Raw genomic sequence first — 26,840 nt, 5'->3', positions numbered from 1 at the left:
CGAGGCGGCATTGACCTTCTGGTCATGCCGCCGAAGTTGAAAGGCAGATTGCCGCTCTGGCGGGCTTGCAGCGTCGACCGATCCGCCGTTCGTTAGAACGGCGGAACCAACCCTACATCACCATGACGTAGCGGCTACCCACGTAGTACTGTTTGCCGAGCAAGACCGGCTCATCGTTGGGACCGGTAAAGCCGGCACGCAGATTGAGCAGCGGATCGTGCGGAGCAATGCCCAGCTCGGCCGCCTGCTCGGCGTTAGCTCGAACGGCCTCGACCGTGCGGTAGCCAACCGAGACAATCGGCGTTCCGCCAACACGCTCGACCTCGGCAAAAATCGACTTGTCCTCAAGATCGGCCGTCAACAGCTCACGGTAGGCGTCAAACGGCACAAAGATGTTCTCCTCAAAGATGGGCTCGCCGTCGGCCGTACGCACGCGCTTGATATGCAGCAGCAGTGCATCCTTCTGCAGGCCAAAGAACTCCATCTCGTTTTGGCGCGCCGGAACGATCTGGCGATCGATCACGTGCGCACCGGCCTTCATGCCGTTGCCGGCACACAGCGCGGTAAACGTCTGCAGCGTCGAGGCGTGAAACTGGCGATTGATGTGCGGCGTGGAGACAAAGGTGCCGCGGCCCTGCTGCTTAACCAGGTAACCATCGGAGCACAGCTCCTCGACAGCGCGGCGCACCGTAATACGGCTCACCTCGTACTGCTCGGCTAGTTCAAGCTCGGACGGAATACGCTCCTTGGGTGCATAAACACCTTTCTCGATCGCATCCTTGATTTCGTCGTAAATCTGCTGGTAAAGCGGTGCATTTTTGGGCGCGGGCATATCTGATCACTCTTATCGAAATATCGAAATAACTAATACGTATATAACGTCTAGTTTCATGTTACCTCATATTGATAAAACGATACACCCTCCCTACCAAAAAGCGACAGCTTCATTTTGGTAGGCTTTATCTGGGCAAACGAGAGTCCCTCGAAAGCAACGGGGCTTTCGAGGGGCTCGTTCGGATGGGTTGCGCAGGACCGGCAAATGCCAATACCCTACTTGCCGTCGTCCTGCTGCAGGCTGTCCTGCTCGCTGAGGCGCGCCTGTCTGCTGGCCATACGCGCGGGCTTGTCGGGATCGGGTACGGCCGTGGGCATGGGCTCGTCGACATGACCGCCCCACCAGCCGCCCACAAAGTTGAGCGTGTGGAACACATTGATCACGGCGTCGGGATCAATGTCGCACACTAGCTTGATAATGTCCTGGCTCTCGTAGGTCGATACAACGGCGTGCAGCAGGTACATCTTTTCGCGGCTGTATCCGCCGATGACCTCGGCGCAGCTAATGCCGTGCTGAAAATGGTCAACATAGGCGGTCATGACCTCGTCAGCCTTGCGCGTCGTGATCTGCAGCGTCACGCGGTCGTAGCGACGATAGAAACTGTCGATGGTCTTGGTCGAAATAAACTGGAACACGATGGAGTACGCCGCGTTGTCCCAGCCAAACATAAAGCCAAAGATCGCCAGGATAAAGCAATTGAAACCAAAGATAACGCCCCAGATGGTCTTGCCCGTGTGGTTGGAGACCCACAGCGCGATAAAGTCGGTGCCACCGGTAGATGCGCCGGATTTAAGCGCGATGGCAGCGCCCAGACCCGAGACCACGCCGCCAAAAATGATGAGCATAATCTTGTCGCCCAAAAATGGAGCGAAGTGAAAGACGTTGAGGAACAGCGACGAGAGCACGACCTGCATCATCGAGAAGATGACGAAGCGCTTGCTAATGCCGCTCCAGCATAGGAGCGCCACGGGAATGTTGAGCGCAAGCATGCCGAGCGAGATGTCGATGTGAACGCCGCCCAGCGAGGTAACGCGATCGAGCAGGACCGCGACGCCGGTGAGACCGCTCGGAAGCAGGTCGGCGGGCTGAATGAACGCCTGGATCAGGAATGTTTGGAGGACGGCAGAAATTGTGACCGCCACGGCGGTAATGGCACGGCGAACGATGGTGAGGCGGCCGAGCACGAGCACACGGTCCGTGAGCTGATCGATGGCGTTCGCCACGGAAGCTCCTTTCGAAGGCAGATGTAGTTGTGGGGCATGCCCGCGATTGTAGCATGGAGCGTGCGGGGGCGCTTCAATTCACCCTCTCTCGACAACCAAAGCGGGACCAACAGCCTCCACGACCAAAGGCCCAAATTACAAGTGAGTAGACTTTTTACGATCTGCCGAGCACACCCAAAACCGCCACCCCTGTGACCTGCGGTTTTGCTAGAGCAGATGCACTTTGCGCTCGTACTGCACCAAAAAGTCTACTCACTTAGTCCGAATCGAAGCCAAACGAATCCAAATAGAGGACAAATTAAGCCAATCCGCAGCAAAAGACGCGTGAACCAATGCTTCTCGCGGCGGATTGACACTACAAAGCGGCCAAAATGTCGGTCAGGCTGTCGATGACAACGTCGGCGGCGGACTGATCCAGGTTGACGCCCTCGTGCGGACGCAGCGCCAGGACGCGGGCGCCGGAGCGCTTGCCGGCCTCGATGCCCAAAGGCGAGTCCTCGATAACCAGGCATTCGGCAGGCTCCACCCCCAGCGCCTCCATGGCACGCAGGTAGATCTCGGGGTCGGGCTTAAACGCACTGCACTCGTGACCGCTGATGGTGTAGTCCAGCACGTCGGCGATACCGGCAATCCCCACCAGCTCGTCAATGAGCTCGCGATAGGACGAGCTTGCGATGGCGCACTTCACGCCGCGCTCGTGCAGCTTGCGCATCACCGGCTCCGTCTGCTCGTTGAGCAGCTCGGCATACGGAACGGGATGGTCTGGGCTGTAGACCTGCTTGTACTCCACGCGCAGGCGCTCGCGCAGCTCAACATCGTCAGGTACCAGCGACTTCCAAATGGCAGGCTCGTTAGACCCCGAAAGATCGGGGATCTCGTCAAAGTGGAAGCCCTTCTCCTCCATAAACGCCACGCGACGACGGTTGTAGAACCACTCGGTATCGACCAGCACGCCGTCCATATCAAACAGCACTGCCTTGATCATACGCATCTCCTCCCACCTGCCAAAAAGGGTCAGGTTTATTTTGGTAGGTTTTATCTGGGGTTTTACGGCGCGACAGACACGCCCTCCCCAGAGCAAAAAGGGGACGGGGCACAAACCCCATCCCCTCTCAATCAACCCGTAAGGTCTACTTACTTGTGATTAGTAGGAAAGCTTCCACATGTAGCGACGCATGGTCAGCGGGTGCTGACGGGCCTCGGCGATCTGGTTGCCGTACTCGCGCATAACGGCGAGGTGCAGCAGCGGGTTGAAGTAGGTGACGACGCTCGCGGGCACAGCGTCAGCCAGGCCGTAGTCCTTGGAGTCGATCAGAGCGACCTTGGCGCCCATGCGCTCAAGGAAGGTGAGGGCGCGGGCGTCCATCGGACGGGTGGCGCCATCGGACATGAAGAAGACGTAGGGCTTACCCTCGGTGGAAACCTCGAACGGGCCGTGGAAGTACTCGCCGGTGTTGTAGGCGGCGGCGTCGATCCACTGCATCTCGGTGAACAGGAAGGCAGCGTGAGAATAAGCCATCTTCTCGGAGGCACCGGAAGCCATGAAGTAGATCATCTTGTCGTCCTTGAAGTCCTCGGCGAACTTCTTGGCGAGCTTCTTGCAGTGCTGAGCGGCGTTCTCGCAGAGCTCGAAGACGTTGGTGAGGCCGGTGATCATGTCCTCGTAGTGGTCATAACCCTCGGTCTGCTGAAGGATCTCGACAGCAAGAGCGATGGCATAGCCGGGCTTCTCGCACTTGGCAGCGAAGTTGGCGTGGAAGCCGTGAACGATGACGTAGTCAGCGTCGACGGTCAGAGCGGAGCCGGCCTTGTTGGTGAGGGAGACGACCGGGCAGTTGTGCTTCTTGGCGGTCTTGTTGGCCTCGACGGTCTCGGGCGTGGAGCCACCGAGGGAGCAGGTGATCACGAAGGTGTGCTCGTTGACCCAGGAAGGCGTGTCATAGTTGAACTCGTTAGCGGTGAAGATCTGAACGTTCAGCTTGTCCGTGTTGTTGGCCAGGAAGTACTTGGCGGGGTACAGGTCGGACATGGAAGCACCGCAGCCGACGAAGGCGACACTGTGGATCTCGTGGTTGGACAGGACGTCAGCGACGATCTGCTTAGGGAGGTTAAGGTCGATCTCGTACATCTGACACATTCCTTTCGATTTTTGCGGCGCCACATTGCCGGGCGCTCGCAGGGTTACCGTGATTTGGACCGAGTCGCCGGCCCGTTAAGGATGCGACAAAGGGACTGTCCCATTGTCGCATTTTGGGGATGGAAGCCTGCCTGGGGTATGGGATGCCAGGCAGGCCCCCGGGGGAAAGCGGTTAGACGCTTGGTCGCGACTAGGCCAGGATGCCGGCCGCGGAGAGGGCGATGCCGCCCACGATGGCGATCACGAGAAGCCAACCGGTGTTGACGTTCTTCTTGATGAGCCAGTACATAAGGCCGGTGAGGCCAAGGGAGATCATCTGGGGCATCATGCCGTCCAGGATGTCCTGGATAACGACGGTGCCCTCAGCGAACTGCAGCGGGGTGGTGGCGCCGATCAGCGTGGCGATCATGCCGCCCACGGACATAAGACCCACGATGCCGCAGACATACATGAGCTTCTCCATGAGGTCGCCGCCCTGAAGCTTGCTCAGGTACTCGTGGCCGCCCTGATAGCCCATCTTGGCTGCGAACCAAGTGATCAGCACAGAGGGGACAATGGAGATGAGCATAGCCAGGATCGGGCCCATGATGGAGCCCTGCTGAGCCAGCTGAACGCCCAGGCCAAAGGCGATAACGCGGATGGTGCCCTGGAAGAAGGAGTCACCGATGCCGGAAAGCGGACCCATGAGGGAGGTCTTGACCGCGTTGATCGAATCGGGATCGAAGTTCTCGGGATCCTTGGCGTACTCCTCCTCCATGGAGGCGGAGAGGCCCAGGATGAAAGCGCTCGTCTGCGGGGTGCAGTTGTAGAACGCCATGTGACGGTGGTAAGCCTCTTTCTTAGCAGCGAGCTGCTTGGGGTCGGACTCGTCCGGATAGAGGCGATCGAGCGTGGGAACCATGCCGTAGAGGAAGCCCATGTTCATCTGACGCTCGTAGTTCCAAGAGGCCTGGATGGCCCAGGAGCGCCAGAAGAACTGGCTGACCTTCTTGTTCAGGGACACGTCCTTGGTTGCGGTTGCCATAGTGTGTTCCTCCTTAGTCTTCGTCGTCTTCGAGCGGATCGTAGTCGGAATCGACACCGGCGGCTGCATGGGAACCGTTGAACTTGAAGCCCATGAAGACGACAGCCAGGCACACACCGATCAGAGCGACCGCGATGACGGACAGGTTGAGGTAAGCGGCGAGCAGGAAACCGATGAACAGGAACGGAGTCATACCCTTCTTGATCATCATGGTGAGCAGCAGGGCCAAGCCGTAGGCGGTCATGATCTTGGTCGAAACGTTAAGACCAGTGGACAGCCACTCGGGAACCATGTTGACGATGGCCTGAACCAGGTCGGTGCCAACAAAGACGGCGAGGAAGATCGGCAGGAAGTACATGACGGCGTACAGACCGGAGCCGGCGCAGATGTGCATGCGGTAGGCGGTCTTGAACTTTCCGTTATCGATCGCGCTATCTGCCACATGGGTGAGGGCGGCGATGATGGAACGGAACACGATGCCGAGGAGCTGACCCAGGACGGCGACCGGGATGGCGATCGTCATGGCGGTCTCGGCGGAAGCATCGGTCAGGCACGCAAAGGCAGCGGCCACGATGCCGCCCAGGACCATATCGGGCGGAACGGCAGCGCCGACCTGCACCAGGCCCATGGACACGAGCTCGACGGCGGCACCGACGGCAAGGCCGGTGGGCACATCGCCCAGCAGCAGACCGACGAGCGTAGCGCCAACGAGGGGCTGCTCGAAGTTAAGACGACCGAGCAGGCGGGAGTCCCACATGCAGAACACGCCGACGAGGCCGACGAGCACCGCACTGATGAACGTATTCATACCCTTCTCCTTTCAGTCAGGCAAAAGCCTGGTTGATTACAGCTTGGCGTCGATGTCGACGCTCTGATACGTAGGGGTCTGCTGGACATAGAGCTTGATGCCCATGTCGAGCAGCTGGTTGACGTCGGCCTTCTGGGCGGCGTCGAGGAAGACGGAGCTGTCCTTGCCGCCGACCTGATCGGCACCGTCGTGGTTGGCGGTGGCGCCCAGGTTGATGGCGTCGAGCTTGTAGCCCTGGCAGAACTGCAGCATCTCGGCCGTGTTGCCAAAGACGAACATGACGCGCTCGCCGAGGGTGTTGAGCTTGTCCATCTTGGCGAGGGCACGCTCGACGGTGAAGACGTTCAGGCGCACGCCCTGGGGCTTGGCCAGCTTAAGAGCGCCCTTCTTGATGTCATCGTTGGCGGCAGCGTTGTCGACGACGATGATGCGCTCGGCCTGAACCTTGGTGGTCCAGGTAAAGACGACCTGGCCGTGCAGCAGACGGTAATCAAGACGTACGAGGACGATCTTGGCGGGACCGGAGCTGTGACGGGACGCCTTGGCCTTCTTGGCGGGAGCCGCGGCAGCCTCGACCGGTGCGTTGGGGTTGGTCAGACCGGTGCGGGCCTCGTTGATGAGGGCTGCGAGCTCGGCACCCTTGACGGGGACGGGGCTCATAGCGAGCGTGAGCGCCAGCGGGATGTTGAAACCGCTGACAACCGTGAACTTCGTGCCGTTCTTGGAAAGCTCGACCATGCTGTTGTTGACCGAGCTGCCGAGCATATCGGTCAGCACATAGACGGTGTCGTCCGCGTTGAACGTGGCGATCATGGCGTCCACCTTATTGGTGATGGGCTCCTTGTCGTCACGAGCAAGCGACACGACGTGGACGTTCGACACGTCGCCGAGAACCATCTCGAGCGTGTCTTTGGCGCCTGCGGCCAGGCCGCCATGAGATGCGAGAATGATCTGATTCATCTTGCCTCCTCCTTTTCGTTATGGTCATTATAACGTCTTATACGTTGCTTATATTGCTAATTAGTATAAAGACCGTTCGCGGGTGAAAATCGACCGTTGACGGGTTTAACGTACTTGAAACGTTGGGCTGGGTAGGCCGGCGCTAGCTGGATAACCCCAGGTCAGACCCTGCGCGCAATCCCCTATCGCACGAAGTACCAGGGGCTTTCCTGCACGGTGGGCTCCAGCGCGATGCCGGTGCGTTCCTTAAACAGATCCATGTCCTGCGATTTCTCCGTCCACCACGCATTGGGCTTAAAGGTCATGCTCTCAACGACATGACCGACAAACACACTGTTGCGCAGCCTGGAGAAGTCGGTGTTCATAATCAGGATGGACGCGAGCACCAGCACAATGCCCAGGACCTTGATCGCGCCGGCGGGCTCGGCATAGACACCAATGCCCACCAGTACGGTGACGACCGTCTCGAATGACATTACGACGGGAACTTTCGACGTCTCGAGCCCCATGGACAGACCCTGCATATATAAGATGTAGGCCACGGCTGTGGGGATGAGTCCAAAGCCAAGGAACAACAGCAGCAGCTGTGGCGACATTGCCGCGGTGACATCCGGCCACGGAGCCGCGATAGCTGCCATAACCGCACCGCCAAAAACAAAGCCCCAAAACGTGACAGCCAGCGGGTGGACCGTCTTGGTTGCTATTCGGCTAAACACCGCGAGCGACGCACCACAAAGGCCTGCAATCACGCCCGACGTTACGCCCCAAACCGAAAAATGAAAACCGGAAAGGTCACCATTGGTCACCGCAAGCACGCAGCCAACGATGTTAAAGACAATGGCAACGAGCTTGTTAGGGGTCACGTCCTCGCGATAAAGCACGCGGCCGAGCGCGACGCCAAACACCGGCGAGGTGTAGAGCAGCACCGAGGCCGTGGACATGCCCACCTCGCCCATGCACTCGTAATAGCAGGTGTTAGCGGCGGCCAAACCGACGATACCGACAAGTGCGCAGGGAACAAGCTCTTTAGGGCTTGCCTTGAACAGGGCCAGCGGACCCTGAGCCACGGTAGACCCCTCACCCGGACGGCAGCCCATAAACATCAGAACCGGCGCCAAGATAAGCGCTCCGACCAACAAGCGAAAGGCCGCCATGCTCTGGGACGAAACGCCCATGGCCGCAATGCCGTTTACAAAGATTCCGATGCTGCCCCACATAAGCGCGGCGATCAGCACCAGCACATAGCCCAGATTGCTTTTCTTCAACGCAGCCTCCTCGGTATTGTTTCCAATATGTTTCACACTACGTTATAGTCGTTATATACATTTTTCAAGACACAAATCGGCGAGCGGATAAGTGATCCGTTTTCCTCCGCCCCCAGCGGATTACTGGGCGGTTGCGGTGAAATAGTTCCTAAATAGAGGCTTCAAGCCCCCAAGCAGGAACTATTCCACCGCAACTTATGAGGACATCGAGCTGTTAGGCCGCTCTATCCCCTAGTAGTCCAGCTTCCACATGTAGCGGCGCGTCATGTAGTCCTTGTGGGTGACGGCAGAGAGCGCACGCATGTACACGTTGTTGAGGATCGGGGCAAAGATCAGGTGATTGAAGTACTCGCTCACGCTGTCCTTGATGTCGTTGAGGCCGAGCTCCTTGGCGTCGAGCTGATAGACGCGCTCGCCACCGTACTGGTTGACGAAGCGGATGCCGCGCTCGTCGTTGCAGCGGCTGCGGCCGACGCTGATGAGCTGGAACAGCGAGGTGCGCTTGTCCAGGATCTCGAAGGGACCGTGGAAGAAGTCGCAGGTGTTGATGGTGCAGGAGTCAATCTGCAGCATCTCCTGCACGTTGCAGATGCTAAAGACGTAGGCGGCACCAAAGAGCGGACCCTGAGCCATGACGTTGATGCAGGGCTTGTCGGCGTTCTGCTCGGCCCACTTGGCAGCAAGCGGACGGGTGTACTCGACGGCCTTGCGATAGATGGGGTCGACCAAGTCGAACGCGGCCATAGCGGTCTCGTACTCGGCATAGCCCTCGGTCTGCTGCGTAAGCTCCATGGCGATCATGGTCACGACGGCGGAGTTGGTGCGGCCCATGCAGGACTCGTCGACGGCCAAGCTGTCGTACTGGATCTTGTAGTCGCAGACCTCGGTGAGGCCGGACTCGTCAACATAGATGGCGATGGTGCTGGCGCCGTGGTCCTTGGCGACCTGGGCGGCGACGATGGTCTCCTTGGTGCCGCGCATGGACACGACGACGGCCAGGGTGTTCTCGTTAACGTAGGCGGGGGTTGCGTGCACGAACTCGTTGCTGGTGTAGCTGGAGCTCACGACCTGCGTGGCCTCGTGCTCCATAAAGTACTGGGCAGGATAGTTGCCGCCGTTGGATCCGCCGGCGCCAATCCACACGACGCGCTTGATGCCGCCCTTGTCTGCCTTGTCAGCCAAAACCTGGGAGACGACATCCTTAACCTGTTCCTGAGTAGTCATCGTGCATCAGCCTTTCTTCTCGTTTGATGCTCTCGATGGCATACAAGTTACATACATGTTTTGGTTATGTCGACTAGTTGTATGCTATATTTGACTTAGAAATTCTGCTGGTAAGGTTTTCGACTTCTCGTTACCAGCAGTTTTGTTGTTGTATTGAATACATGCTTGATTAGACTCGCATACAAGTTAGATACAGGTTGATCGCATGAAAGCTTCGTCTAAAAAGAAACTGGCCCAATACGAGCGCTTGGCGGGCATGCTGCGTGACCGCATCGCCGCCGGCGTCTACGCGCGCGAAGACAAGCTGCCGTCCGAGATGGAACTCATGGACGAATCGGGGCTGTCGCGCAGCACCGTGCGCCACGCCCTTAAGGTGCTCATTGATGAGGGCCTGGTGCGCACCGAGCGCGGGCGTGGCGCCTTTGTGGCCGACACGCCCGCGCTCCACGAGAACAATCTGGTGTTTTCGAGCTATACCGAGCAGGTCGAGGGCCAGGGCATGAAGCCCACCACGCGCACGGTGGACTCGGGCTTTACCAAGGCGGGCGGCAGCATAGCTAAGTTCTTTGATGCCGCCGTGGGCAGTAAGCTCGTCAAACTTGTCCGTCTGCGTTATCTGGACGATGCGCCACTGTGCCTGGAGACCACCTATCTGCCGCCAAGCTTTGGGTCGCTCATCGATCGCGATATCAACGGTTCGCTCTACGCCACGCTGCGTCAAAAATTCCATCGCGCGCCGGCACAGGGACATAAGACCTTTGAGGTGTGCTATGCCTCGCAAAACGAGGCGTTTTTGCTCAACGTCGAGCGCGGGCAGGCGCTGATCCTGATCACCGACTACGTCTACGACACCGACGGCCGACCGCTCCATGTCTCTAAGCGCATCCAACGCACCGACCGCGCCAAATACACCGAGCCAATCGGCTAACCTGCCAAAATAAACCTGTCCCTAAATGGTAGGTTTGGGGAGGTCGGGGAACCAGGTTGGTTTGGGTTGGTTGGGTGTGCGCTCGGCTAGGACCAACTCCATCCAGCACATGTCGTACCAGCGGCCGAACTTTTGGGCACAGCGATCGAAGGCGCCCACCAAGCGATATCCCATATGGGCATGGAAGTCCTGGCTATTGTGCGTTAGATACTCGTCGTCCTTGTCGTGCGGCACGGCGATGAGCGCGCACATGTTGGTGATGCCCATCGCGATCAGGCACTGCTTGAGCGCATCGTGCAGCTTGCGACCCAGCCCGCCATGGCGCACATCGCGTGCCAGGTAGATCGACGTCTCGACCGACCAGTCGTATGCCTCGCGGCTGTTAAGCGAACTCACGTAGGCATAGCCTACCGGACGCCCGTCCAACTCCATCACCAAATACGGATAGCGCTTGAGCGTACGCTCAATACGCCCGGCGAACTCCTCAACGCTCGGCACCTCGTATTCGCAGGTAATCGCCGTCTGGCGCACATACGGCTCATAGATGGCAAGCAACACCGGCGCGTCTTCGGGCGTCGCCAGGCGAATCGTCGGCTCGGACATCTCGGTCATACAACCCTTCTCCCTCAAAAACAAAGGCCGCCTTGCGCCAAACCCAGCGCAAGGCGGCCCCTCGTCATTACATCAGGCTACAGGACAGCCGCCAGCGCGTCGATGTCCTCCTGCGTCGTGGCCCAGCTGGTGCAAAAGCGCACCACCGTGTGGGTCTCGTCGTACTTTTCCCAGTACTCGATCGAGGCATGCTCGCGAATGTGGGCCATGTCCTCGTTGGGCAGAATCACAAACTGCTGGTTTGTGGGCGTCTCCAAAAAGAACTGGTAGCCGCGCTCGTGCAGCACGCGACGAAGCGTCTGAGCCGTCTCGATCGCCTGGCGACCAATCTCAAAATACAGGCCATCGGTAAAGAGCGCCTCAAACTGCACGCCCGTCAGACGGCCCTTGGCCAACAGCGCGCCGTGCTGCTTAATACGCGGAATGGGATGCGCCGGGGCGTGCATGCCGCAGAACACCACAGCCTCGCCGCAGAGCGCGCCGCACTTGGTGCCGCCGATGTAGAACACGTCACACAGCTGCGCCAGCTCGAGCAGGGTAATGTCGCACTCATCGGCCGCCAACGCATAGGCCAGACGGGCGCCATCCACAAACAGCGGAATCTCGCGCTTCTGGCACACTGCGTGAATCGCCGCGAGCTCGGCCTTGGAGTACAGCGTGCCGTACTCGGTCGATAGACTCACGTACACGGCGCCCGGGAACACCGTGTGCTCATAGCTCTCGTTTTCGTAGAACACCTGGATATAGTTCTCGAGGTCCTCGGCGTGCATCTTGCCCTCGTAGCCGGGGATGGTGAGTACCTTGTGGCCGCCAAACTCGATGGCGCCCGCCTCGTGGCAGGCGACGTGGCCAGTCTCGGCAGCAACGACGCCCTCGTAGGGCGCAAGCAGCATGTCGATCACCGTCGCGTTGGCCTGCGTGCCGCCCACCAGAAAAAACACGTCGGCATCGGGGGCCTGGCAGGCCTCGCGAATAAGGTGCTTGGCACGCTCGGTATGTGCATCGGTACCGTAGCCGGGCTGCGGCTCCATATTAGTGTCGACGAGCGCCTGCAGCACCGCCGGGTGTGCGCCGTGGGAATAATCGTTGTTAAACGCGAGCATGGCAATCCTCTCTTACCGGGTATCGGCCAGATGATTCAAACGGAGCTATTGTACGCCGTTGGGATAGGCAATACGCGCGGCAAGGCACTCAAGCGCCAGCACCAGGGCAAAGCCGCAGCTCACGTCACTCAAAAAATGCGCTCCGATCACGATACGGCCAAAGGCGACGAGCGCCGCGACCACAGCCGCCGTCCAAAAGACCACCCGGCGGCGCGACGGCTTTTCCTTAAAGGCCGCCGCGGGAAGCCCGGCGAGCATGAGGCCAATCGCCGCATGCGCGGTGTGTCCACTCGCGAACGACTTAAAGCCGTCCTTGATTACGCCGGCGGCGATATAGCTCCACTTGTCGGGGTTGCCAATCACCCACCACGGCTGAAAATTGAGCCCCGGCGTGACCTCGATCACGCGCATGCGCGGGCGCGACCACAACGGCTTGACGATCACGTTGAGGATAATGGCCTGAGCGACCCACACGGCAAGCACCATCAACGCCCAGCGCGTGAGCTCGTCAGGCTCGGTCGCGCGCGTGAGGCGATAGACGATAAGGTTGGCGGCGATCACCAGCACAAACGTCAGCACCAGCTGAACGGCAATGAGTTTACCGCCAACCCGCAGGGACGAAACGATCTCGTAGCCGGTCAGGCCAACGTTGACGAGGATGCCGAGCACGGCGAGCCATTTGCTCCCCTTGGAGTCGGGACGCACCGCGCGTACGAGCATAACGCCCGCGACGCTCGCCGTCAGCTCGAACGGCAGCTCGCCGGCCGCCTCGACAAAGCGACCGAACAAGCTGGATGAGTTAAACAGCATGCTCGAGATTTGGTAATCGAAGAAACTGCCCACGCCCAGACAAAGGCACAGGACAACCGCGATAATGGCGACATCTTTCTTATAGATGTATCCGAACATGCTTTCCTTTCGGTCGGGCGAAGGGTCGACCCGCAACGTGGTGGGGCAAAGATAGCTTTGTCCCATAAATACCCTTACAGGTTGAGCATAAGTGAGCGAAAACGTTCCATTTGTGGCAAGGTGGCCCGAAGGAGGAGGGAAGCGTACTTGCGTACGCGACCGACGAGTGAGGGTCAGATTGCCCAAATGGAGCGTTTGCAGCGTCGACCCGTTAGTCGTCGTCGCTGGCACCCAGCTGTTGCAGCAGCATGAGTGCCGCGGCCACGGGGCCGGTGCCGTCGTTGGCGTCGAGACCGCGACCCAGGCCGCTGCCCGCACCGGCGCCTGCCTTGTAGGGTACCGACAGTTTGCGGCTCTTGGGGAAGTTCACCGCGCCATAGCGGGTCTTAAGCTCAAAGGCCACCTTCTTGGGCACGTCAACGCCCAAAAACGTGATGCGGCCGCCGCTGAGCGTGACACTCTCGAGCCCCAAGCGCTCGCCGCGGATGCGGATGCGCGCGCGGTTGAACAGGTTGAGCCCCGCCAGCGGCAGCTCACCGTGCGCGGCCTCGGTCTCTTCCTGCACCTCGTCGATGCTCTCCAGGTCCTCGGCCGCCGCGAGCTTACGGTACACGAGCACGCGCTGGTCCACCGCCGGCAGGTACTCCTCGGACAAGAAGTAATCGGCAGGCAGGTTAATACCCACGCTCGCCGCCTCCACGCCGGCGTCGTCATCGCCGCGCGCCTCGGCCACCGCCTGGCCCAGCATTTGCGTAAACAGGTCAAAGCCCACGCTCGACAGGTTGCCGTGCTGTTCGGCGCCCATAAGCGAGCCGGCGCCGCGAATCTCCAGGTCGCGCATGGCGATGCGCATGCCGCTGCCCAGGTCCTGGAACTCGGAAAGTGCGGTCAGGCGCGCCGTGGCCTCCTCGGTGAGCGGCAGCTCGCCCGGGAACATAAAGTACGCGTAGGCCTGCGTGGCAGAGCGGCCCACACGGCCCTTGAGCTGGTAGAGCTGTGCCAGACCCAGGCGCTGCGAGTCCTCGATGATGAGCGTGTTGGCCGTTGCGTTGTCGATGCCGCTCTCCACGATGGTCGTGGCGATGAGCACATCGATCTTTTTGGTCGCGAACTCGATCATCACGTCCTCGACCTCGCGCGGGCTCATCTTGCCGTGCGCCACGCCCACGCGCGCCTCGGGCGCGGCCTCGTGCACGCGCGCCACGGCGTCGTCGATGGTCTTGACGCGGTTGGATACGTAATACACCTGACCGCCGCGGCCCACCTCCAGGCGAATCGCCGCGCTCACCACGTCGGGGTCATACTCCCCCACGTGCACGATCACGGGACGACGCCCGGTCGGCGGTGTGGTGATTAGGCTCATGTCGCGCACGCCGCTCGTGGCCATCTGCATGGTTCGCGGAATCGGCGTTGCCGAAAGCGTAAGCACGTCAATCTGCTCGCGCAGGTTCTTGAGCTGCTCCTTGTGCTGCACGCCAAATCGCTGCTCCTCGTCGATAATCACCAGGCCCAGGTTCTTGGGGTTCACATCGGCCGAAAGCAGGCGGTGCGTGCCGATGAGCACATCGATCGTGCCCTCGGCAAACGCTTTGAGCGCGCGCTTCTGCTGCGCCGGCGTGCGGAAGCGACTGAGCACCTCGACCTCAAGGCCAAACGGGGCAAAGCGCTCAAAGAAGGTCTCGTAGTGCTGCTGGGCCAGAATGGTTGTGGGGCAGAGCACCATGACCTGACGGCCGGAGTCCACGCACTTAAACGCCGCGCGCAGGGCAACCTCGGTCTTGCCGAAACCCACGTCGCCGCACAGCAGGCGGTCCATAGGCTTGGGCGCCTCCATGTCGGCCTTGATGTCGGCGATAGCCTCCAGCTGGTCACGCGTCTCGTCGTAGGGGAAGCTCTCCTCCATCTTGATCTGCTCGGGCGTATCGGGCGGACAGGCGATACCGGTAATCGACGAGCGGCGTGTATACAGGTCGACCAGGTCAAACGCCAGCTTTTTGGCGTTCTTGCGTGCCTTGTTGGTGGCACGCGTCCAGTCGGCGGTATTGAGCCTGGTCAGGCGCGGCTTGTCGCCGTCGGGGCCAACATAGCGTGTGATGCGGTCGACCTGCTCGAGCGGCACGTAGAGCTTGTCGCCGTCGGCATATTCCAGCAAAAAGTAGTCGCGCTCCTTGCCGCCCACTTCCTGGCGCGCGACCTCGCTAAAGAGCGCGATGCCGTGGGTGGCGTGCACCACGTAGTCGCCCGGCTTAAACGGGAACGTGATCTGCGTAATGTCAACCTTGCGGCGGCTGCGCGCGCGGTTGGCATCCATGCGGGCGTTGAGGTCGGCAATCGAGAACACGGCCAAATTGGCGTCGGGCACCACCACGCCCTGCGGCAGGGCAGCGTCCACAAAGGTCACGCGCCCGCGCGAGATGGTGGGCACGGCGGCGCCGGCGGCAGCCTGCGCGGCGCCCACCTCGAGCGAGCGGGCGTTGAGCGCGTCGACCTTACGCTCGCGAATGGAAACGTGGGCCTCCTGGCGTGCGGCACGATCGGCAGAATCCGCCGCCGCCACGCGCACGCGGTCGCCGATAGCACCGGCATTTTCGGGCGCCGCGGTCAGCGACTCCTCAAAGGTAATGCCCTCGTCGCCAAAGGTGAGCTCCATCGACTCGCGCGCACCGCGGTCGGGAATGGCAAACACGCAGGCGTAGCGCTTGCCCACGACTTCCTGAATGCGCGTCATAAAGCGATTGTCCGAGCCCGCAATGGCCGGCTGCTCAATCTTGAGCTCCGCCGTCACCGCGCCGCCGGCACGAATCAGGCTCACGTAGTTCAGGCGCTGCTGGGCACCAAAATCGAGCTGCTGGGCACGTACATACAGGCCATCCAGCCGGTCAATCCCTGCCTCGCCAGCACGCGCCTCGATATCCTCGTAGGCACGCAGGCAATCGTCGAACAGCGAGCGCGGCTCGGACAGCACCACGAGCGCCTTGCCGCTCACGTGCGCCAGCGGGCTCACGGTCTGGCCGTACATTACCGGCAAAAAGCGGTCGAGCTCGGGTGTAACGATGCGCGCATCCACCATCTCGAGCAATGCGGCCAGCTTGCTGTCGTCCTGGCTGGCGCGATAGAGCGCCACATGCATGTTGTGGACGGCCTCGTCGGTAAGCGCCAGCTCACGGCAGGGGAAGATCTCGATGCTGTCTTCGTTACCGATGGTCTGCCCCGTTGAGCTCACCATGCGACGGATGCGGTCGATCTCGTCGCCAAAGAACTCAATGCGCACGGGCGCTTTTTCCTGCGCGGGAAACACCTCGACGGTGTCGCCGTGCACGCGGAACAGACCGGGCGCGTCGGCGGCGCCGGCATTGGTGTAGCCCATGCCCACTAGGCGCTGCGGCACCTCATCAAAAGGAATCTCCTCGCCCACCGCAAAGGTCGTGGACTCCCAATAGCGGCTCTCGACCGGCGGCACGCAGCGCAGCAGCGCGCGGGCCGAGGCAACCATGATGCAGCTGTCCCCGCGCACGATGCGCCCCAGAGCCTCGCAGCGCTGCGCCACCACGGCATCGTCGGGCGCCTGCTCGCGCCACGGATAGTCCTTGCGCTCGGGAAAACGGCACACGTGCGCCAGGCCCACGTAGGCGGCAAGGCTGCGCGCGGCGCGATCGGCCGCATCCTCGCCACTCACAATGTAGACCGTCGGGCGCGGACGGCGCGCAAACTGAGCGGCCGCCATAAGCGTGCGGCCCGACTGCGACACGGCCAGCGTCACGTCCTCGCCGGCATCGAGTCCGGCCTCGACGGTCTGCAGCGCCTCGGCAGTGTAGAGCTGCGCGGCTATACGGTGAATGAGCATGCTGTTCCTCCGGCATCGCAACGCCAAAAGCCCGCCGGGGCAAGCTCGGCGGGTCGTACGTCAAATACATTGTCTGTCATGGTAGCGCATGGAGAGGACTCCGGCTCAAGGACAAACCCAGCCCCGCAAAAAACGCCAGACGAAAATGCGTTCCGCCCTACCCCGCTACGCGCACGCTGGGGCACAAATCTGCCAGCGGACACTCGTCACACTTGGGTTTGCGGGCATCGCAGATCTCGCGACCAAAGGTGATCCACTGATGGTTGACCGACTCCCAATACTCGTGCGGCAAAATCTTGAGCAGATCTTGCTCGGTCTTGAGCGGCTCCTTGGCATGCGTCTTGGGGCTCAGCATCAGGCGGTGCGCAATGCGGTTGACGTGCGTGTCCACCGCAATGCCCTCCACGATGCCATACCCCACGTTGAGCACGATGTTCGCCGTCTTGCGTCCCACGCCCGGCAGCTTCACGAGCTCCTTCATGTCGGCCGGCACCTCGCCGCCATAGTCGGCGACGATCATCTGCGCGGCCTCGACGGCATGCTTGGCTTTGCTCTTGTAGAAGCCGAGTGACTTGATGGTGTCTGCCACGTCAGCCACGCTCGCCCCAGCCATGGCCTCGGGCGTGGGCCACTGGGCAAACAGCCGCGGCGTCACCTTGTTGACCTGCGCATCGGTCGTTTGCGCCGAGAGCAGCACCGCGATCAGCAGGCGGAAGGGATTCTCGTGGTCCAAAAAGCACTCGACCGGGCCATAGCGACGGTTGAGGCGCGCACACGCCTCGATGGCGCGCTCGCGTTTGGCGGCATTGGTCTCGCGTGGCATAACGACTCCTCGGCTCAACGGCACAATAAACTTATGGGCACAATTGTCCCACGTCCGAGACGCTTACGCCTCCAAGAATGCGCCGGTCTGACGGCTCCACAGGCTCGCGTACTCGCCACCCGCCTCGACGAGCTGCGCATGCGTGCCGTCCTCGACGATCTCGCCATCGGCCAGCACCACAATGCGGTCGAGCGCCGCCACGGTAGACAGGCGGTGCGCCACCACAATGGAGGTGCGGCCGCGCATCAGGTTCTCGAGCGCCTCCTGCACCAGCGCCTCGGACTCGCTGTCGAGGGCAGAGGTCGCCTCGTCGAGCACCAGAATCGGCGCGTCGGTTAGGATGGCGCGGGCGATAGCCACGCGCTGACGCTGGCCGCCCGAGAGCTTGACGCCGCGCTCGCCCACCATGGTGTCAAAGCCACGGGGCAAGCGGTCGATAAACTCCAGGGCGTTGGCCAGGCGCGCGGCCTCGCGAATCTGCTCATCAGTGGCGTTGGGACGACCGTAGGCAATGTTTTCGCGAATGGAGCGGTGGAACAGCAGCGCCTCCTGCGGCACGTAGGCAACCTGGCGGCGCAGGCTCTGCTGCGTGCAGCGCGAGACATCCTGACCGTCCACGAGCACGCGGCCGCCCTGAACATCGTCCAGGCGCAGCAGCAGCTTGGTGAGCGTCGTCTTACCCGAGCCCGATTTGCCTACCAGGCCCACGCGCTGGCCCGCCGCCACATGAAGCGCCAGGTCATCGAACACGCTCTCGCCCGCTGCAGCATCACGGTACGCAAAGCTCAGGTGCTCAAAATCAATCGCGCCCTCGGTCACTTTGAGCTCAGAGGCGTCCGGGTCGTCTGCCACCAAACGTGGCTCGTCCAGCACGCGCGTCATCTCGGCCGCATCGCCGAGCGCGCGGTTGATGCGCTGCATCATGGAACTCACGTAGTTCAGGCGCATGGTGAGGTTATAGGTGTAGGTAAAGATCATGACGAGCGAGCCGGCCGAGATGCCAAACCACGCGTTGCCGCCCGCCACGAACACACTCACCACGGCCATGGTGATGACGATAAGGCCCGAGGTCGTAAAGTTGCGCTGCATCATGGCGTGCATCGAGACCGTCTCGGCGTCGCGCGCGGCACGATCGGCGGCGTCGAACAGATCGCGTTCAAAGTCCTCGCGCCCGCAGGTCTTGACGGCCAAGATGTTCGTGACCGCGTCGGAGAGCACACCCGAGAGCTTGTTCTGCGCGGCGGACGTCGCGGCCGAAAGCGGCATGATGCGCTTGTACATAAGCCAGACAAACGCGATGTAGACGGCCATGATGCACACCAGGATCACGGTAAATGTGGGCACCACCGGGGCGAGCGCCGCCACCGTGCAGATGACCGAGGTGATGGTGGGGATGAGCGAATACACCGTCACGTCCACCAGCCCCGTATAGCCGCTCATAAAACGGCTCGTCTGGCTCACGAGCGATCCGCCAAAGCGGCTGGTGTGAAATGTCATGGATTGGTTGGAGAGCGTGTCGAAGCATAGACGCGCCAGGTGATAGTTGCCTGCGATCTCGAGCTTGTAGACGGTGTAGTCCTGTAGCTTGGAGAGGATCTGACCCACCAGGTTAACGAGTACGAGCGCCAGGATATAGGGGCCGAAGACCTCAAACACCTGGTCACCCACCACGGGACCGGCTTGAACGCGGTCGACAATGAGGGCCATCACATAGGTATTGGCAAACGTCAGCAAAAAGATGTAGCCCGCCGACGAGAACACCGAGAGAAAGACAATCAGCGGCTGCGTGCGCGTGACACCCCAAAACCGCTGCAGCGTGCGGCGCACGGTGGAGCGGCTGAGCGGGCTGGTGCTTCTCTGAGACATGGGCTTCCTTTCGCATCTGGTAGGGCGAAACGCCATTGTTGCACATTGGAGCACGCTCCAGACAAGTGCGATACGAAAAGCGGTAGGGCGCCCGCGTTTGCACCGGTGCCCCGCCGTCTTGTTGCAATTAGTCCTCGTCTTCTTGGTCTGTGGGAAGGCCCGCGGGCGTGAGTCCCAAGATCTCATCGACTTGGTCGGCGTCTTCCAGTGCGTCGATGTCCTTGAGCTTGCGCTCCATTACGTTGGTGCGCGTGGTAATGATGCCCTCGACCGTTTTGCCCGCGGTCTCGATCTGCTGCTGGGCGCGGCGCAGCGCCTTTTGATAGCGCGGCAGCTCGGCCTTGACGGCGGAGAGCACGCGCAGTACGTCGTCGGTACGTTTTTGCAGCCTAAACGTCTGGTAGCTCATCTGCAGGCTGTTGAGAATGGCGGCCATAGTGCTGGGACCGGCAACGTTGACATGATAGTCGCGGCCCAGGGTTTCGATGAGCCCGGGTCGGCTGACGACCTCGGCGTACAGCCCCTCAAACGGCACGAACATGATGCCAAAGTTGGTCGTTGCCGGCACACTCAGGTACTTTTCGCAGATGTCCTTTGCCTCGCGTTTCACCATCATATCGAGCGTCTTGCGCGCTGCGGCAACGGCCTCCGCATCGCCCGACTCCTGGGCGTCGAGCAGATGCTCGTACGCGTCGCCCGGGAATTTGGAGTCGATCGGCAGCAGCACGGGATCGCCCTCGTCTACCGGCAGCTTGACGGCAAACTCAACGCGCTCCGAGGCGCCGGGCCTGGTGGCAACGTTTTCCAGATACTGGTCGGGTGTGAGGATGTCCGTCAGGATCGCACCCAGCTGTACCTCGCCCAAAATGCCGCGCGCTTTTACATTGCCCAGCACACGCTTGAGGTCGCCTACGCCGGTGGCGATAGATTGCATATCGCCCAGGCCCTTGTACACGGCCTCGAGCTGGTCGCTCACCTGCTTAAACGATGCCGAAAGTCGGTCGTTGAGCGTGCGAGAGAGCTTCTCGTCCACCGTCGCGCGCATCTGATCGAGCTGCACGTTGTTGTCTTCGCGGATGGCACCCAGCTGAGCATCGACCGTCTCGCGCACCTTGTCCAGGCGATGCTCGATGCCCTCGCGATTGGCGCCGAGCTGTTGGGCGGTCTCGCGGCGCAGATCATCCATCCGGTCACCGGCTTGCGAGAACTCGCGCGCGATGGTCAGGTAACGTTGCTGCTCTACGGCCGCATCGGTCGTCTGCTGCTGCGCGATGGCATTGGCCGTGCGACGGGTTTCGGCCAGCGCGACGTTCAGGGCATCGAGCGCTTTGTTAGCCTGCTCGAGTGCTGCCAGCGTTTCCGCGCTACTGTCGCCACGCTCCCGCAACTCGGCACGCAGGCTCTTGAGTTGGAGGGCGCAAGCCACAGCAACCCCCACCGCCACCAAGGCGATCACAACAAGCACAATATCAATAGCAGACATAAACTCCGCCCAACAAACCCAATCGAGCACCAATCAAAACCGCGATCAATCTTACCCCGCCATACGCACCGGGCGCCCGGTCCCTTCTTGGGCGCCCCTCTCCTCCGCATATTCCATAATGCGGCGCGCCGTCTCCCTGCTCACCTTTGAGTCATCACCGGCTAAATATGCGTACACGTTTCCCTTATTCAGATTCAAATCGCGGCAGAGACCGTAGCGCGTTACGCCCGATTCCTCTAGCGCTCCCAACGTTCTTTTTCGCATCAGGGCGTTGATCCTTCTGTCCGCCACTGGCTTTTCCTTCACCGCTCTATACGCACGCCAAACGTTGGCATAACGATTAGGAAGTTTATCCTCGGCGCATAGAGATGCCAGGCTACCCGTTTGGGCGTACAAGGACAAAACGCCTCGGTAACCCTCTTCCATCCACGAACCCTCGGATAAGCCCAGAACGTATTCGGCTTTACCCTGTGCCAAAGCGAGCAAAAACAGGGGCTCCGCCACGCGCGGCGCAACCGTCGTCGCTTGCTTAACCAGTTTTCTAAAACTGAGCGACTGCTGTCCGGATAGCTCTCGGCAATAGCCTTTTAAGAATCCCTCAAAGGTCAGATTCAACCGAGCACCTCCTTTTTTGTATTGCCTGTATGCACAGACCATCTCTTGATAACTCCGCTCCGAAGGCGACGACGCCAGTGCTTCTCCCTCGTCGAATATAAGCCGTTCGAGCAGCCCCCAATCAAGTCGGTCGACGAATGCCTGACTATGAAGATCGATGATGTCGTTCGGACGGAAGGCATAGAGCTTCATTACCGCCAGATCCTCCAAGGATGGCGTAAAGTACCTGATAAAACGCGCCCCAATATCCAAGGGGATCAAACGATCTTCGTAATTGAATGGCATCTGATTACAATATGCCACCGCCATACCATTCACCTCGGGGTATCGAGCTATGATCTCGCGGAGGCACCTGTCCGCCTCAAACACATCGATGTCATGTGTAACCGAACGATTCGTCACATCGTTTAGCATGAAGGCGCTTCCTCCCACCAATACAACGCTCGGCCTGTCGTCTCTTGGACCTATTTCCAGCTCTGCCTCTTCGTCAATGCCCAACAGAGTCTGCTCTAAATCCTGCTTATACATAGCAAATCATATTATTATTCATCTTTAATAATAATATTCAGTCGCACGACAGGGCCCACAGGATGCAAGAATTTTACTCGTGGCGATAATCCCAACACCTTAGAAGTCCTAATGTGACAAACGCTAGCTCTCCCAGCCGGTGCGAATGGTTGTCATGACGTCGCCTAGGCGCTGGCCCAGGGCTGACAGATGTTGGAGCACTTCGCCGGGCGAAGCACCGTTGAGGATGCAGGTGAGCGCATACGAGACCAAGAAAATCGCCGCAAGTCCTAGCGGAATGAGCACGATCATCGCCAATGTGCGCAGGCGCTGGCCCACGCGGCGACGACGCGTGCGGCGTTTGTCGAATGCAAGCTCCTACGCATATGAATCTTGTTGTACGGAATAGTTCTCTGGCGCCGATCCGCCCGCAGGCGAAACCGCGGACGTAACGTTTTGCGCAAAGGGCTGGACTGCCGCCCCTTGCATTTGCATCTCCATGAGTCGTTGCTGCTGACGCAGCATGCGCTCAGCTTGTTGCTGCGGGGTCTCAAGAAACAGATCCATGCTGGCCTCCAAAATCGGAGCATTCGACGCTTACGACCAGCATCCCGCACCACCATGACCGCGACAACGCAATCGCCGGCAATAGCCACAAAGTTTCTTTTGCTCAAAAGCTGTCGAAAAGCTCAACAACTCCCCTACCAGCACTTTCTCTGAGCTTTTTTCGCCAGCAATCTTTTGGCCTTCCACCCTTACACCAACTGACCAAAATCTAACCAAAAGCTTGACGGAAATTGTGAAGACAGGGACCCCATACAAAAACGTGCCGCCCCAAAAGGGGCGGCACGCTAACTTCTTATCAGTTTTTCAGTAGCAAGCACGCGACGACCCGAAGCCGGAGCACAGGGTAGGGAAACACCTTTACCTCGCGCGACCTGCGCAGCCGTGAGCGAGAGGGAAAGGTGTTTCCCCGCCCCGTGCTCCGCAGTCGGTGGAGGCAGCTTTAGATGCCCGCGAGACCTCGGGTGGCGGTGGCGCACATAAACGCCAAGGCTAGAATCACGAGCGAGCCCGCGATGTCTGCCAGCACGCCCATTGCACGGCGTTCAAACAACCAGCTCTCAAAGTGCGGGGCGACGTTGCGCCAAACACGCCACAGCAAGATGCCCATACCGATGACGCCCGGGATATTGAGCAGTAGGATCTCGGAGCACAAAAGACCGATCAGGTTACCGGCGGCAAAGCCCGCATCACCCTCGCAGTATTTGCGGTAGACCATATACAGCATGTACGCCACAAACGGCTGCAAGCACGCAGAAATAAACGAGACCACCATCGAGGGGTCCTGCGAAAAGACCTCGGTGAGTTTATCGACACTCGTGGCGTCCTTCGAAGCCAAGAATAAACCGATAACCACAAGGGGCACCACGCCCAAAATTACCTCGACCAGAGTAAACAACTTGGCAGTCAAATCCTCGCTAGCCGAATTCAAATGAGGCGCCCACTCAGGATGAGCATGCGCGCCGACTTTCTTGTCCTTCTCAGCACGATCGGCCTTTTTACCCTCGGCAACCCGACGACCAGGATCCTTGCGAGTTCCCGCCGCAGCAACCCGAGCTCGAGACTTCTTGCCCATAAAAAACACCCCATCAGGTAGTAGATAAACTAAAAGTCGCCACCCAGTGTACCCCCTAAACAACGGCGCCGCCCCAACCCGGAGCAAGCCCCGTCAACCAAATAACCGAACCATCAACCAAATGGCCGCAACCCAATCCCTATACAAAACGTGCCGCCCAAAAGGGGCGGCACACAAACTTCTAATCAGCTTTTCTGTAGCGAGCACGCGACGACCCAAAGCGGGCCGGGAGGGCGGGATTACCTTCCCTCAACGCGACCCTGCGGAGCCGTGAGCGGGGAGGGAAGGTAATCCCGCCCTCCCGGCCCAGCTCATGCCAGCGCCACGCGCTAGTAGTTCACCACCTGCTCCTCAAAGTACGCCTTCGGGTGGTTACACACCGGGCACACCTCAGGCGCCTCAGCACCAACGTGCAGGTGCCCGCAGTTCAGGCACTTCCACACCTTCACGCCCTCGCGCTCAAACACCTCGCCCGACTCGATGCGCTCGACGAGTTTGTTGTAGCGCTCCTCGTGGGCCTTCTCGACGGCGGCGACGCCACGGAACTTCTCAGCGATCTCGGCAAAACCCTCCTCCTCGGCGGTCTTGGCGAACTCGTCGTACATCGTGGTCCACTCGTAGTTCTCGCCCGCAGCGGCATCACGCAGATTGTCCAGGGTATCGGGGACGGCGCCGTCGTGCAGATACTTAAACCACAGCTTGGCGTGCTCGGACTCGTTGCCAGCCGTCTCGGCAAAGATGTTCGAGATCTGAACGTAGCCGTCTTTCTTGGCCTTGGAGGCATAGTAGCGATACTTGGTGTGTGCCTGGGACTCACCGGCAAAAGCGGTCTCGAGGTTCTTCTTGGTTTGGGAATTCTCAAAATCCATAGGTGTACTTCCCTTCAACGCATGCCGCCCGTAGGCTTCGAGCGGCCTCGTCTTTAGGATGCCCTCATGCCGAAAATCTAAACCTTACAATCCTGTTCTTCAGATTTGCACAGGCTAGATGCTCAGCCAGCGATCGCCCTCAGCTCGGCAAAAGCCCTCACGCTCCAGGTCGGCTAGAATGCCCGCGATCAAGTCGCGCTCGACCGGCCCACGCCCAGCCGCCGCTTCCATCTCGTTAACGCCCGCCACGGCATCAGCAAGCGTAATCCCCGCCGGCTGGCCATCGCGCGCTGCCAGCAACATACGCACGATATGCGCGCGCTTTTGGCGACGCGAGCCCTCAAACTTTGATTGACGGCTATAGCCCGCCGAGCGCCTGGACGGATTGGGCAACGTCTTTTTTAGATATGCGCCGTAATCTAGCAACGCGTAATACCACGCGCGCGGCGTGTCGGCATCATCGAGCGGCACGGCAAAGGGAGCGATCTCGTCGGTCGCTGCACCGGGAGCCGCCGGACAAGCAGCCTGGATCAGCGGCACCAGCTCGCGATCGGGAACAGCCGGCACATCGGGAAAGAAATGATGCAAAAAGACCGTGCGCACGTTGGTCTCTAGATACACACCCGGAAGATCAAACGCAAACGACCGGATACCCTGCGCCGTTGCCGGGCCAATACCAGGCAGAGCGACCAAGTCACGCGTCTCACGCGGAAACTCCCCGTCCCAGTCCTCTACAACGCGCTGAGCGGCCCCATGAAGCGCCAGAGCGCGTCGGTTGTAGCCCATGCCCTGCCAAGCGTCCAAAACATCGGAAGGCGCGGCCTGGGCAAGCGCCTGCACGGTCGGAAAACGATCGAGCCACACCGGCATGCGCGCCTCCACACGCGGCACCTGCGTTTGCTGCAGCATGACCTCAGAAAGCCAAATGATGTACGGATCGCGTGTGCGGCGCCACGGAAGGTCGCGATAACGCAGGACCCCATCCGAACGAATCATCGAACGAAAGGGGTCCTGAATCATGGCTATGCTCCTTATGCGGCGCTATTCCTCCCGGTAAGCGCACGCGCAGGTGGCGTACTCGGGAAACGCTTCGCGGTCGGCGAACTTGGGATCGACGGCCGGGAACTGGCGGTGAGCGACGATGTCGCCAAGCGAAACGGAATCGAGGTAGTCGCGCATCAACGCCTGGGCTCCGGCCCACAGGGGATGATAGCAGCACGTGCCCATGCGTGCACAGTCACCATCGGGCGCGGTGCAATCGTTCATAACCATAGGACCCTGAACAGCCTCGACGACCTGGCGGATAGTGACGTCGTCCGGACTGACCTTGAGACGCATGCCACCGTGGGCGCCACGCAGGCTCTCCACAATACCGGCCTGGACCAAACCGTGCTGAATCGAGCGGGCAAACGAATACGGGACATTGACCTCTTCGGCAGCGGTGCGAACAGAAAGCAAACACTCCGGATCCTCGGCAAGCATCGCCAGCATACGAAGGGCGTAATCAGTCTTCCTCGATATGTCCATTTTTCCCCTTTCAAGGAATACGAACAGCTCGAACGAGCTCCGGGGCCGAGCTTGTGTCGAGACGCTAAATGACCGCCAGGACATCCAAATGGTAAATCGGATATCCACTGAGTGCCGCGCTTGGAGCGAAATGCATCAGATGCGGCGCACAGTGCAATTTAGTATAACCTAACCCCCTGTCTCGTTGAACAGGTGTTGCGCAACAAAGCTGTTGTTCAGACAGATATACTTATTAGATTTTACTTGCGTTCCCGAAGGCGCGGGGATTCTGGGCGAAGATGCACCAGGGCGATCGTTCTATCGAAACAAAGTGCATCAAACGCAAAAAGCCACGTCCGAAGACGTGGCTTTAATTGCGTTGGCGGGAAGTACGGGGCTCGAACCCGCGACCTCCGACGTGACAGGCCGGCGCTCTAACCAAACTGAGCTAACTCCCCAGGCAGACGTTCGCGTTTGTTTCCGCTCGCGTGCGCTGCGGGGATTAGTATACACAGAAGTCTGTCCGGCGCGCAACAACTTTTTTGAAAAAATTTTTCGGGGCCATCCGGGAGGGTCTCCGGGGCTGAGGGCGGGGGTTAAGTTTGCTGCTCTACAGTCCTGCGCAAGACGGAAAGCACATTAAGTGCTTTCCTTTGCGTG

The 26,840-nt window shown here is 60.1% G+C and carries 24 protein-coding genes and 1 tRNA gene; 1 reads left to right on the top strand and 24 read right to left on the bottom strand.

Features of this window, described 5'->3' with window-relative positions; translation table 11 throughout:
* Positions 1-112: 112 nt before the first annotated feature.
* From I4W07_RS08495 to I4W07_RS08455, 9 genes are all read right to left on the bottom strand, one after another.
* Positions 113-832, bottom strand: coding sequence for a GntR family transcriptional regulator (locus I4W07_RS08495; RefSeq protein ID WP_196026344.1), 720 nt, complete (start codon positions 830-832; stop codon positions 113-115).
* A 218-nt stretch (positions 833-1,050) separates the two neighbouring features.
* On the bottom strand, positions 1,051-2,058 hold the full coding sequence (locus I4W07_RS08490; protein WP_196026343.1) for a YitT family protein: 1,008 nt from the start codon (positions 2,056-2,058) through the stop codon (positions 1,051-1,053).
* Between the two features lie 355 nt (positions 2,059-2,413).
* Positions 2,414-3,043 carry an HAD family hydrolase gene (locus tag I4W07_RS08485; RefSeq protein ID WP_196026342.1) on the bottom strand — a complete coding sequence of 210 codons (630 nt, stop codon included), beginning with the start codon at positions 3,041-3,043 and terminating at the stop codon, positions 2,414-2,416.
* Positions 3,044-3,202: 159 nt separating this feature from the next.
* On the bottom strand, positions 3,203-4,186 hold the full coding sequence (locus tag I4W07_RS08480) for an SIS domain-containing protein (protein WP_230317570.1): 984 nt from the start codon (positions 4,184-4,186) through the stop codon (positions 3,203-3,205).
* Positions 4,187-4,385: 199 nt separating this feature from the next.
* Positions 4,386-5,219 (bottom strand): PTS system mannose/fructose/sorbose family transporter subunit IID, encoded by an 834-nt coding sequence (locus tag I4W07_RS08475; RefSeq protein ID WP_035136780.1) that lies wholly within the window; start codon positions 5,217-5,219, stop codon positions 4,386-4,388.
* Positions 5,220-5,232: 13 nt separating this feature from the next.
* A complete protein-coding gene (locus I4W07_RS08470; RefSeq protein ID WP_006235136.1) occupies positions 5,233-6,027 on the bottom strand; it encodes a PTS mannose/fructose/sorbose/N-acetylgalactosamine transporter subunit IIC in 795 nt (264 codons plus the stop codon).
* 36 nt (positions 6,028-6,063) lie between these two features.
* Complete coding sequence (locus I4W07_RS08465; protein WP_196026341.1) at positions 6,064-6,987, bottom strand: PTS mannose/fructose/sorbose transporter subunit IIAB; 924 nt, start codon at positions 6,985-6,987, stop codon at positions 6,064-6,066.
* A gap of 182 nt (positions 6,988-7,169) precedes the next feature.
* A complete protein-coding gene (locus I4W07_RS08460) occupies positions 7,170-8,252 on the bottom strand; it encodes a DMT family transporter (RefSeq protein ID WP_196026340.1) in 1,083 nt (360 codons plus the stop codon).
* Between the two features lie 231 nt (positions 8,253-8,483).
* Positions 8,484-9,476 (bottom strand): SIS domain-containing protein, encoded by a 993-nt coding sequence (locus I4W07_RS08455; RefSeq protein ID WP_006235139.1) that lies wholly within the window; start codon positions 9,474-9,476, stop codon positions 8,484-8,486.
* Positions 9,477-9,681: 205 nt separating this feature from the next.
* Between I4W07_RS08455 and I4W07_RS08450 the strand changes: the two genes are divergently transcribed.
* Positions 9,682-10,404, top strand: coding sequence for a GntR family transcriptional regulator (locus I4W07_RS08450; protein ID WP_196026339.1), 723 nt, complete (start codon positions 9,682-9,684; stop codon positions 10,402-10,404).
* A 21-nt stretch (positions 10,405-10,425) separates the two neighbouring features.
* Here I4W07_RS08450 and I4W07_RS08445 read toward each other — a convergent pair whose 3' ends face one another.
* The 15 genes from I4W07_RS08445 to I4W07_RS08375 form a co-directional block, all read right to left on the bottom strand.
* Positions 10,426-11,016: a GNAT family N-acetyltransferase gene (locus I4W07_RS08445; RefSeq protein WP_196026338.1), complete on the bottom strand. Its 591-nt coding sequence runs from the start codon at positions 11,014-11,016 to the stop codon at positions 10,426-10,428.
* Positions 11,017-11,093: 77 nt separating this feature from the next.
* The gene (locus I4W07_RS08440; RefSeq protein WP_196026337.1) at positions 11,094-12,119 is read right to left on the bottom strand and encodes a threonine aldolase family protein; all 1,026 of its coding nucleotides are present in this window, start codon (positions 12,117-12,119) and stop codon (positions 11,094-11,096) included.
* A gap of 45 nt (positions 12,120-12,164) precedes the next feature.
* Positions 12,165-13,028 (bottom strand): phosphatase PAP2 family protein, encoded by an 864-nt coding sequence (locus I4W07_RS08435; protein ID WP_196026336.1) that lies wholly within the window; start codon positions 13,026-13,028, stop codon positions 12,165-12,167.
* A gap of 211 nt (positions 13,029-13,239) precedes the next feature.
* On the bottom strand, positions 13,240-16,872 hold the full coding sequence (mfd, locus tag I4W07_RS08430) for a transcription-repair coupling factor (protein ID WP_196026335.1): 3,633 nt from the start codon (positions 16,870-16,872) through the stop codon (positions 13,240-13,242).
* Between the two features lie 157 nt (positions 16,873-17,029).
* The gene (gene nth, locus I4W07_RS08425) at positions 17,030-17,695 is read right to left on the bottom strand and encodes an endonuclease III (protein ID WP_196026334.1); all 666 of its coding nucleotides are present in this window, start codon (positions 17,693-17,695) and stop codon (positions 17,030-17,032) included.
* A 63-nt stretch (positions 17,696-17,758) separates the two neighbouring features.
* Entirely contained in the window at positions 17,759-19,561 is a 1,803-nt protein-coding gene (locus I4W07_RS08420) for an ABC transporter ATP-binding protein (RefSeq protein WP_196026333.1), read from the bottom strand.
* A 127-nt stretch (positions 19,562-19,688) separates the two neighbouring features.
* Positions 19,689-21,044 carry a DNA recombination protein RmuC gene (locus tag I4W07_RS08415; protein ID WP_196026332.1) on the bottom strand — a complete coding sequence of 452 codons (1,356 nt, stop codon included), beginning with the start codon at positions 21,042-21,044 and terminating at the stop codon, positions 19,689-19,691.
* A gap of 51 nt (positions 21,045-21,095) precedes the next feature.
* Positions 21,096-22,187: a DUF6036 family nucleotidyltransferase gene (locus I4W07_RS08410; RefSeq protein WP_230317569.1), complete on the bottom strand. Its 1,092-nt coding sequence runs from the start codon at positions 22,185-22,187 to the stop codon at positions 21,096-21,098.
* A 123-nt stretch (positions 22,188-22,310) separates the two neighbouring features.
* Complete coding sequence (locus I4W07_RS08405) at positions 22,311-22,472, bottom strand: hypothetical protein (protein ID WP_196026330.1); 162 nt, start codon at positions 22,470-22,472, stop codon at positions 22,311-22,313.
* Positions 22,473-22,544: 72 nt separating this feature from the next.
* Positions 22,545-22,733 (bottom strand): hypothetical protein, encoded by a 189-nt coding sequence (locus I4W07_RS08400; protein ID WP_196026329.1) that lies wholly within the window; start codon positions 22,731-22,733, stop codon positions 22,545-22,547.
* 439 nt (positions 22,734-23,172) lie between these two features.
* The gene (locus I4W07_RS08395; RefSeq protein ID WP_196026328.1) at positions 23,173-23,805 is read right to left on the bottom strand and encodes a hypothetical protein; all 633 of its coding nucleotides are present in this window, start codon (positions 23,803-23,805) and stop codon (positions 23,173-23,175) included.
* Positions 23,806-24,134: 329 nt separating this feature from the next.
* On the bottom strand, positions 24,135-24,674 hold the full coding sequence (gene rbr, locus I4W07_RS08390) for a rubrerythrin (RefSeq protein ID WP_117634424.1): 540 nt from the start codon (positions 24,672-24,674) through the stop codon (positions 24,135-24,137).
* 114 nt (positions 24,675-24,788) lie between these two features.
* Entirely contained in the window at positions 24,789-25,694 is a 906-nt protein-coding gene (locus I4W07_RS08385; protein ID WP_196026327.1) for an HhH-GPD family protein, read from the bottom strand.
* Between the two features lie 21 nt (positions 25,695-25,715).
* On the bottom strand, positions 25,716-26,201 hold the full coding sequence (locus I4W07_RS08380; RefSeq protein WP_196026326.1) for an RrF2 family transcriptional regulator: 486 nt from the start codon (positions 26,199-26,201) through the stop codon (positions 25,716-25,718).
* A 359-nt stretch (positions 26,202-26,560) separates the two neighbouring features.
* Positions 26,561-26,638 (bottom strand) — tRNA-Asp (locus I4W07_RS08375).
* Positions 26,639-26,840: the final 202 nt, after the last annotated feature.

Origin of the sequence: Collinsella aerofaciens, assembly GCF_015670745.1 — a bacterium.
Taxonomy (GTDB): domain Bacteria; phylum Actinomycetota; class Coriobacteriia; order Coriobacteriales; family Coriobacteriaceae; genus Collinsella; species Collinsella aerofaciens_T.
Note: the sequence above shows the minus strand (reverse complement) of the source record. Positions and strands in the feature narration are given on the sequence as shown.

What these genes read in the sequence shown, in the direction of transcription:
- I4W07_RS08495 (WP_196026344.1), bottom strand. Translation starts at nt 832, where the DNA reads ATGCCCGCGCCCAAAAATGCACCGCTTTACCAGCAGATTTACGACGAA.
- I4W07_RS08485 (WP_196026342.1), bottom strand. Translation starts at nt 3,043, where the DNA reads ATGATCAAGGCAGTGCTGTTTGATATGGACGGCGTGCTGGTCGATACC.
- I4W07_RS08480 (WP_230317570.1), bottom strand. Translation starts at nt 4,186, where the DNA reads ATGTACGAGATCGACCTTAACCTCCCTAAGCAGATCGTCGCTGACGTC.
- I4W07_RS08475 (WP_035136780.1), bottom strand. Translation starts at nt 5,219, where the DNA reads ATGGCAACCGCAACCAAGGACGTGTCCCTGAACAAGAAGGTCAGCCAG.
- I4W07_RS08470 (WP_006235136.1), bottom strand. Translation starts at nt 6,027, where the DNA reads ATGAATACGTTCATCAGTGCGGTGCTCGTCGGCCTCGTCGGCGTGTTC.
- I4W07_RS08465 (WP_196026341.1), bottom strand. Translation starts at nt 6,987, where the DNA reads ATGAATCAGATCATTCTCGCATCTCATGGCGGCCTGGCCGCAGGCGCC.
- I4W07_RS08455 (WP_006235139.1), bottom strand. Translation starts at nt 9,476, where the DNA reads ATGACTACTCAGGAACAGGTTAAGGATGTCGTCTCCCAGGTTTTGGCT.
- I4W07_RS08450 (WP_196026339.1), top strand. Translation starts at nt 9,682, where the DNA reads ATGAAAGCTTCGTCTAAAAAGAAACTGGCCCAATACGAGCGCTTGGCG.
- I4W07_RS08445 (WP_196026338.1), bottom strand. Translation starts at nt 11,016, where the DNA reads ATGACCGAGATGTCCGAGCCGACGATTCGCCTGGCGACGCCCGAAGAC.
- I4W07_RS08440 (WP_196026337.1), bottom strand. Translation starts at nt 12,119, where the DNA reads ATGCTCGCGTTTAACAACGATTATTCCCACGGCGCACACCCGGCGGTG.
- I4W07_RS08435 (WP_196026336.1), bottom strand. Translation starts at nt 13,028, where the DNA reads ATGTTCGGATACATCTATAAGAAAGATGTCGCCATTATCGCGGTTGTC.
- mfd (WP_196026335.1), bottom strand. Translation starts at nt 16,872, where the DNA reads ATGCTCATTCACCGTATAGCCGCGCAGCTCTACACTGCCGAGGCGCTG.
- nth (WP_196026334.1), bottom strand. Translation starts at nt 17,695, where the DNA reads ATGCCACGCGAGACCAATGCCGCCAAACGCGAGCGCGCCATCGAGGCG.
- I4W07_RS08420 (WP_196026333.1), bottom strand. Translation starts at nt 19,561, where the DNA reads ATGTCTCAGAGAAGCACCAGCCCGCTCAGCCGCTCCACCGTGCGCCGC.
- I4W07_RS08415 (WP_196026332.1), bottom strand. Translation starts at nt 21,044, where the DNA reads ATGTCTGCTATTGATATTGTGCTTGTTGTGATCGCCTTGGTGGCGGTG.
- I4W07_RS08410 (WP_230317569.1), bottom strand. Translation starts at nt 22,187, where the DNA reads ATGTATAAGCAGGATTTAGAGCAGACTCTGTTGGGCATTGACGAAGAG.
- I4W07_RS08400 (WP_196026329.1), bottom strand. Translation starts at nt 22,733, where the DNA reads ATGGATCTGTTTCTTGAGACCCCGCAGCAACAAGCTGAGCGCATGCTG.
- I4W07_RS08395 (WP_196026328.1), bottom strand. Translation starts at nt 23,805, where the DNA reads ATGGGCAAGAAGTCTCGAGCTCGGGTTGCTGCGGCGGGAACTCGCAAG.
- rbr (WP_117634424.1), bottom strand. Translation starts at nt 24,674, where the DNA reads ATGGATTTTGAGAATTCCCAAACCAAGAAGAACCTCGAGACCGCTTTT.
- I4W07_RS08385 (WP_196026327.1), bottom strand. Translation starts at nt 25,694, where the DNA reads ATGATTCAGGACCCCTTTCGTTCGATGATTCGTTCGGATGGGGTCCTG.
- I4W07_RS08380 (WP_196026326.1), bottom strand. Translation starts at nt 26,201, where the DNA reads ATGGACATATCGAGGAAGACTGATTACGCCCTTCGTATGCTGGCGATG.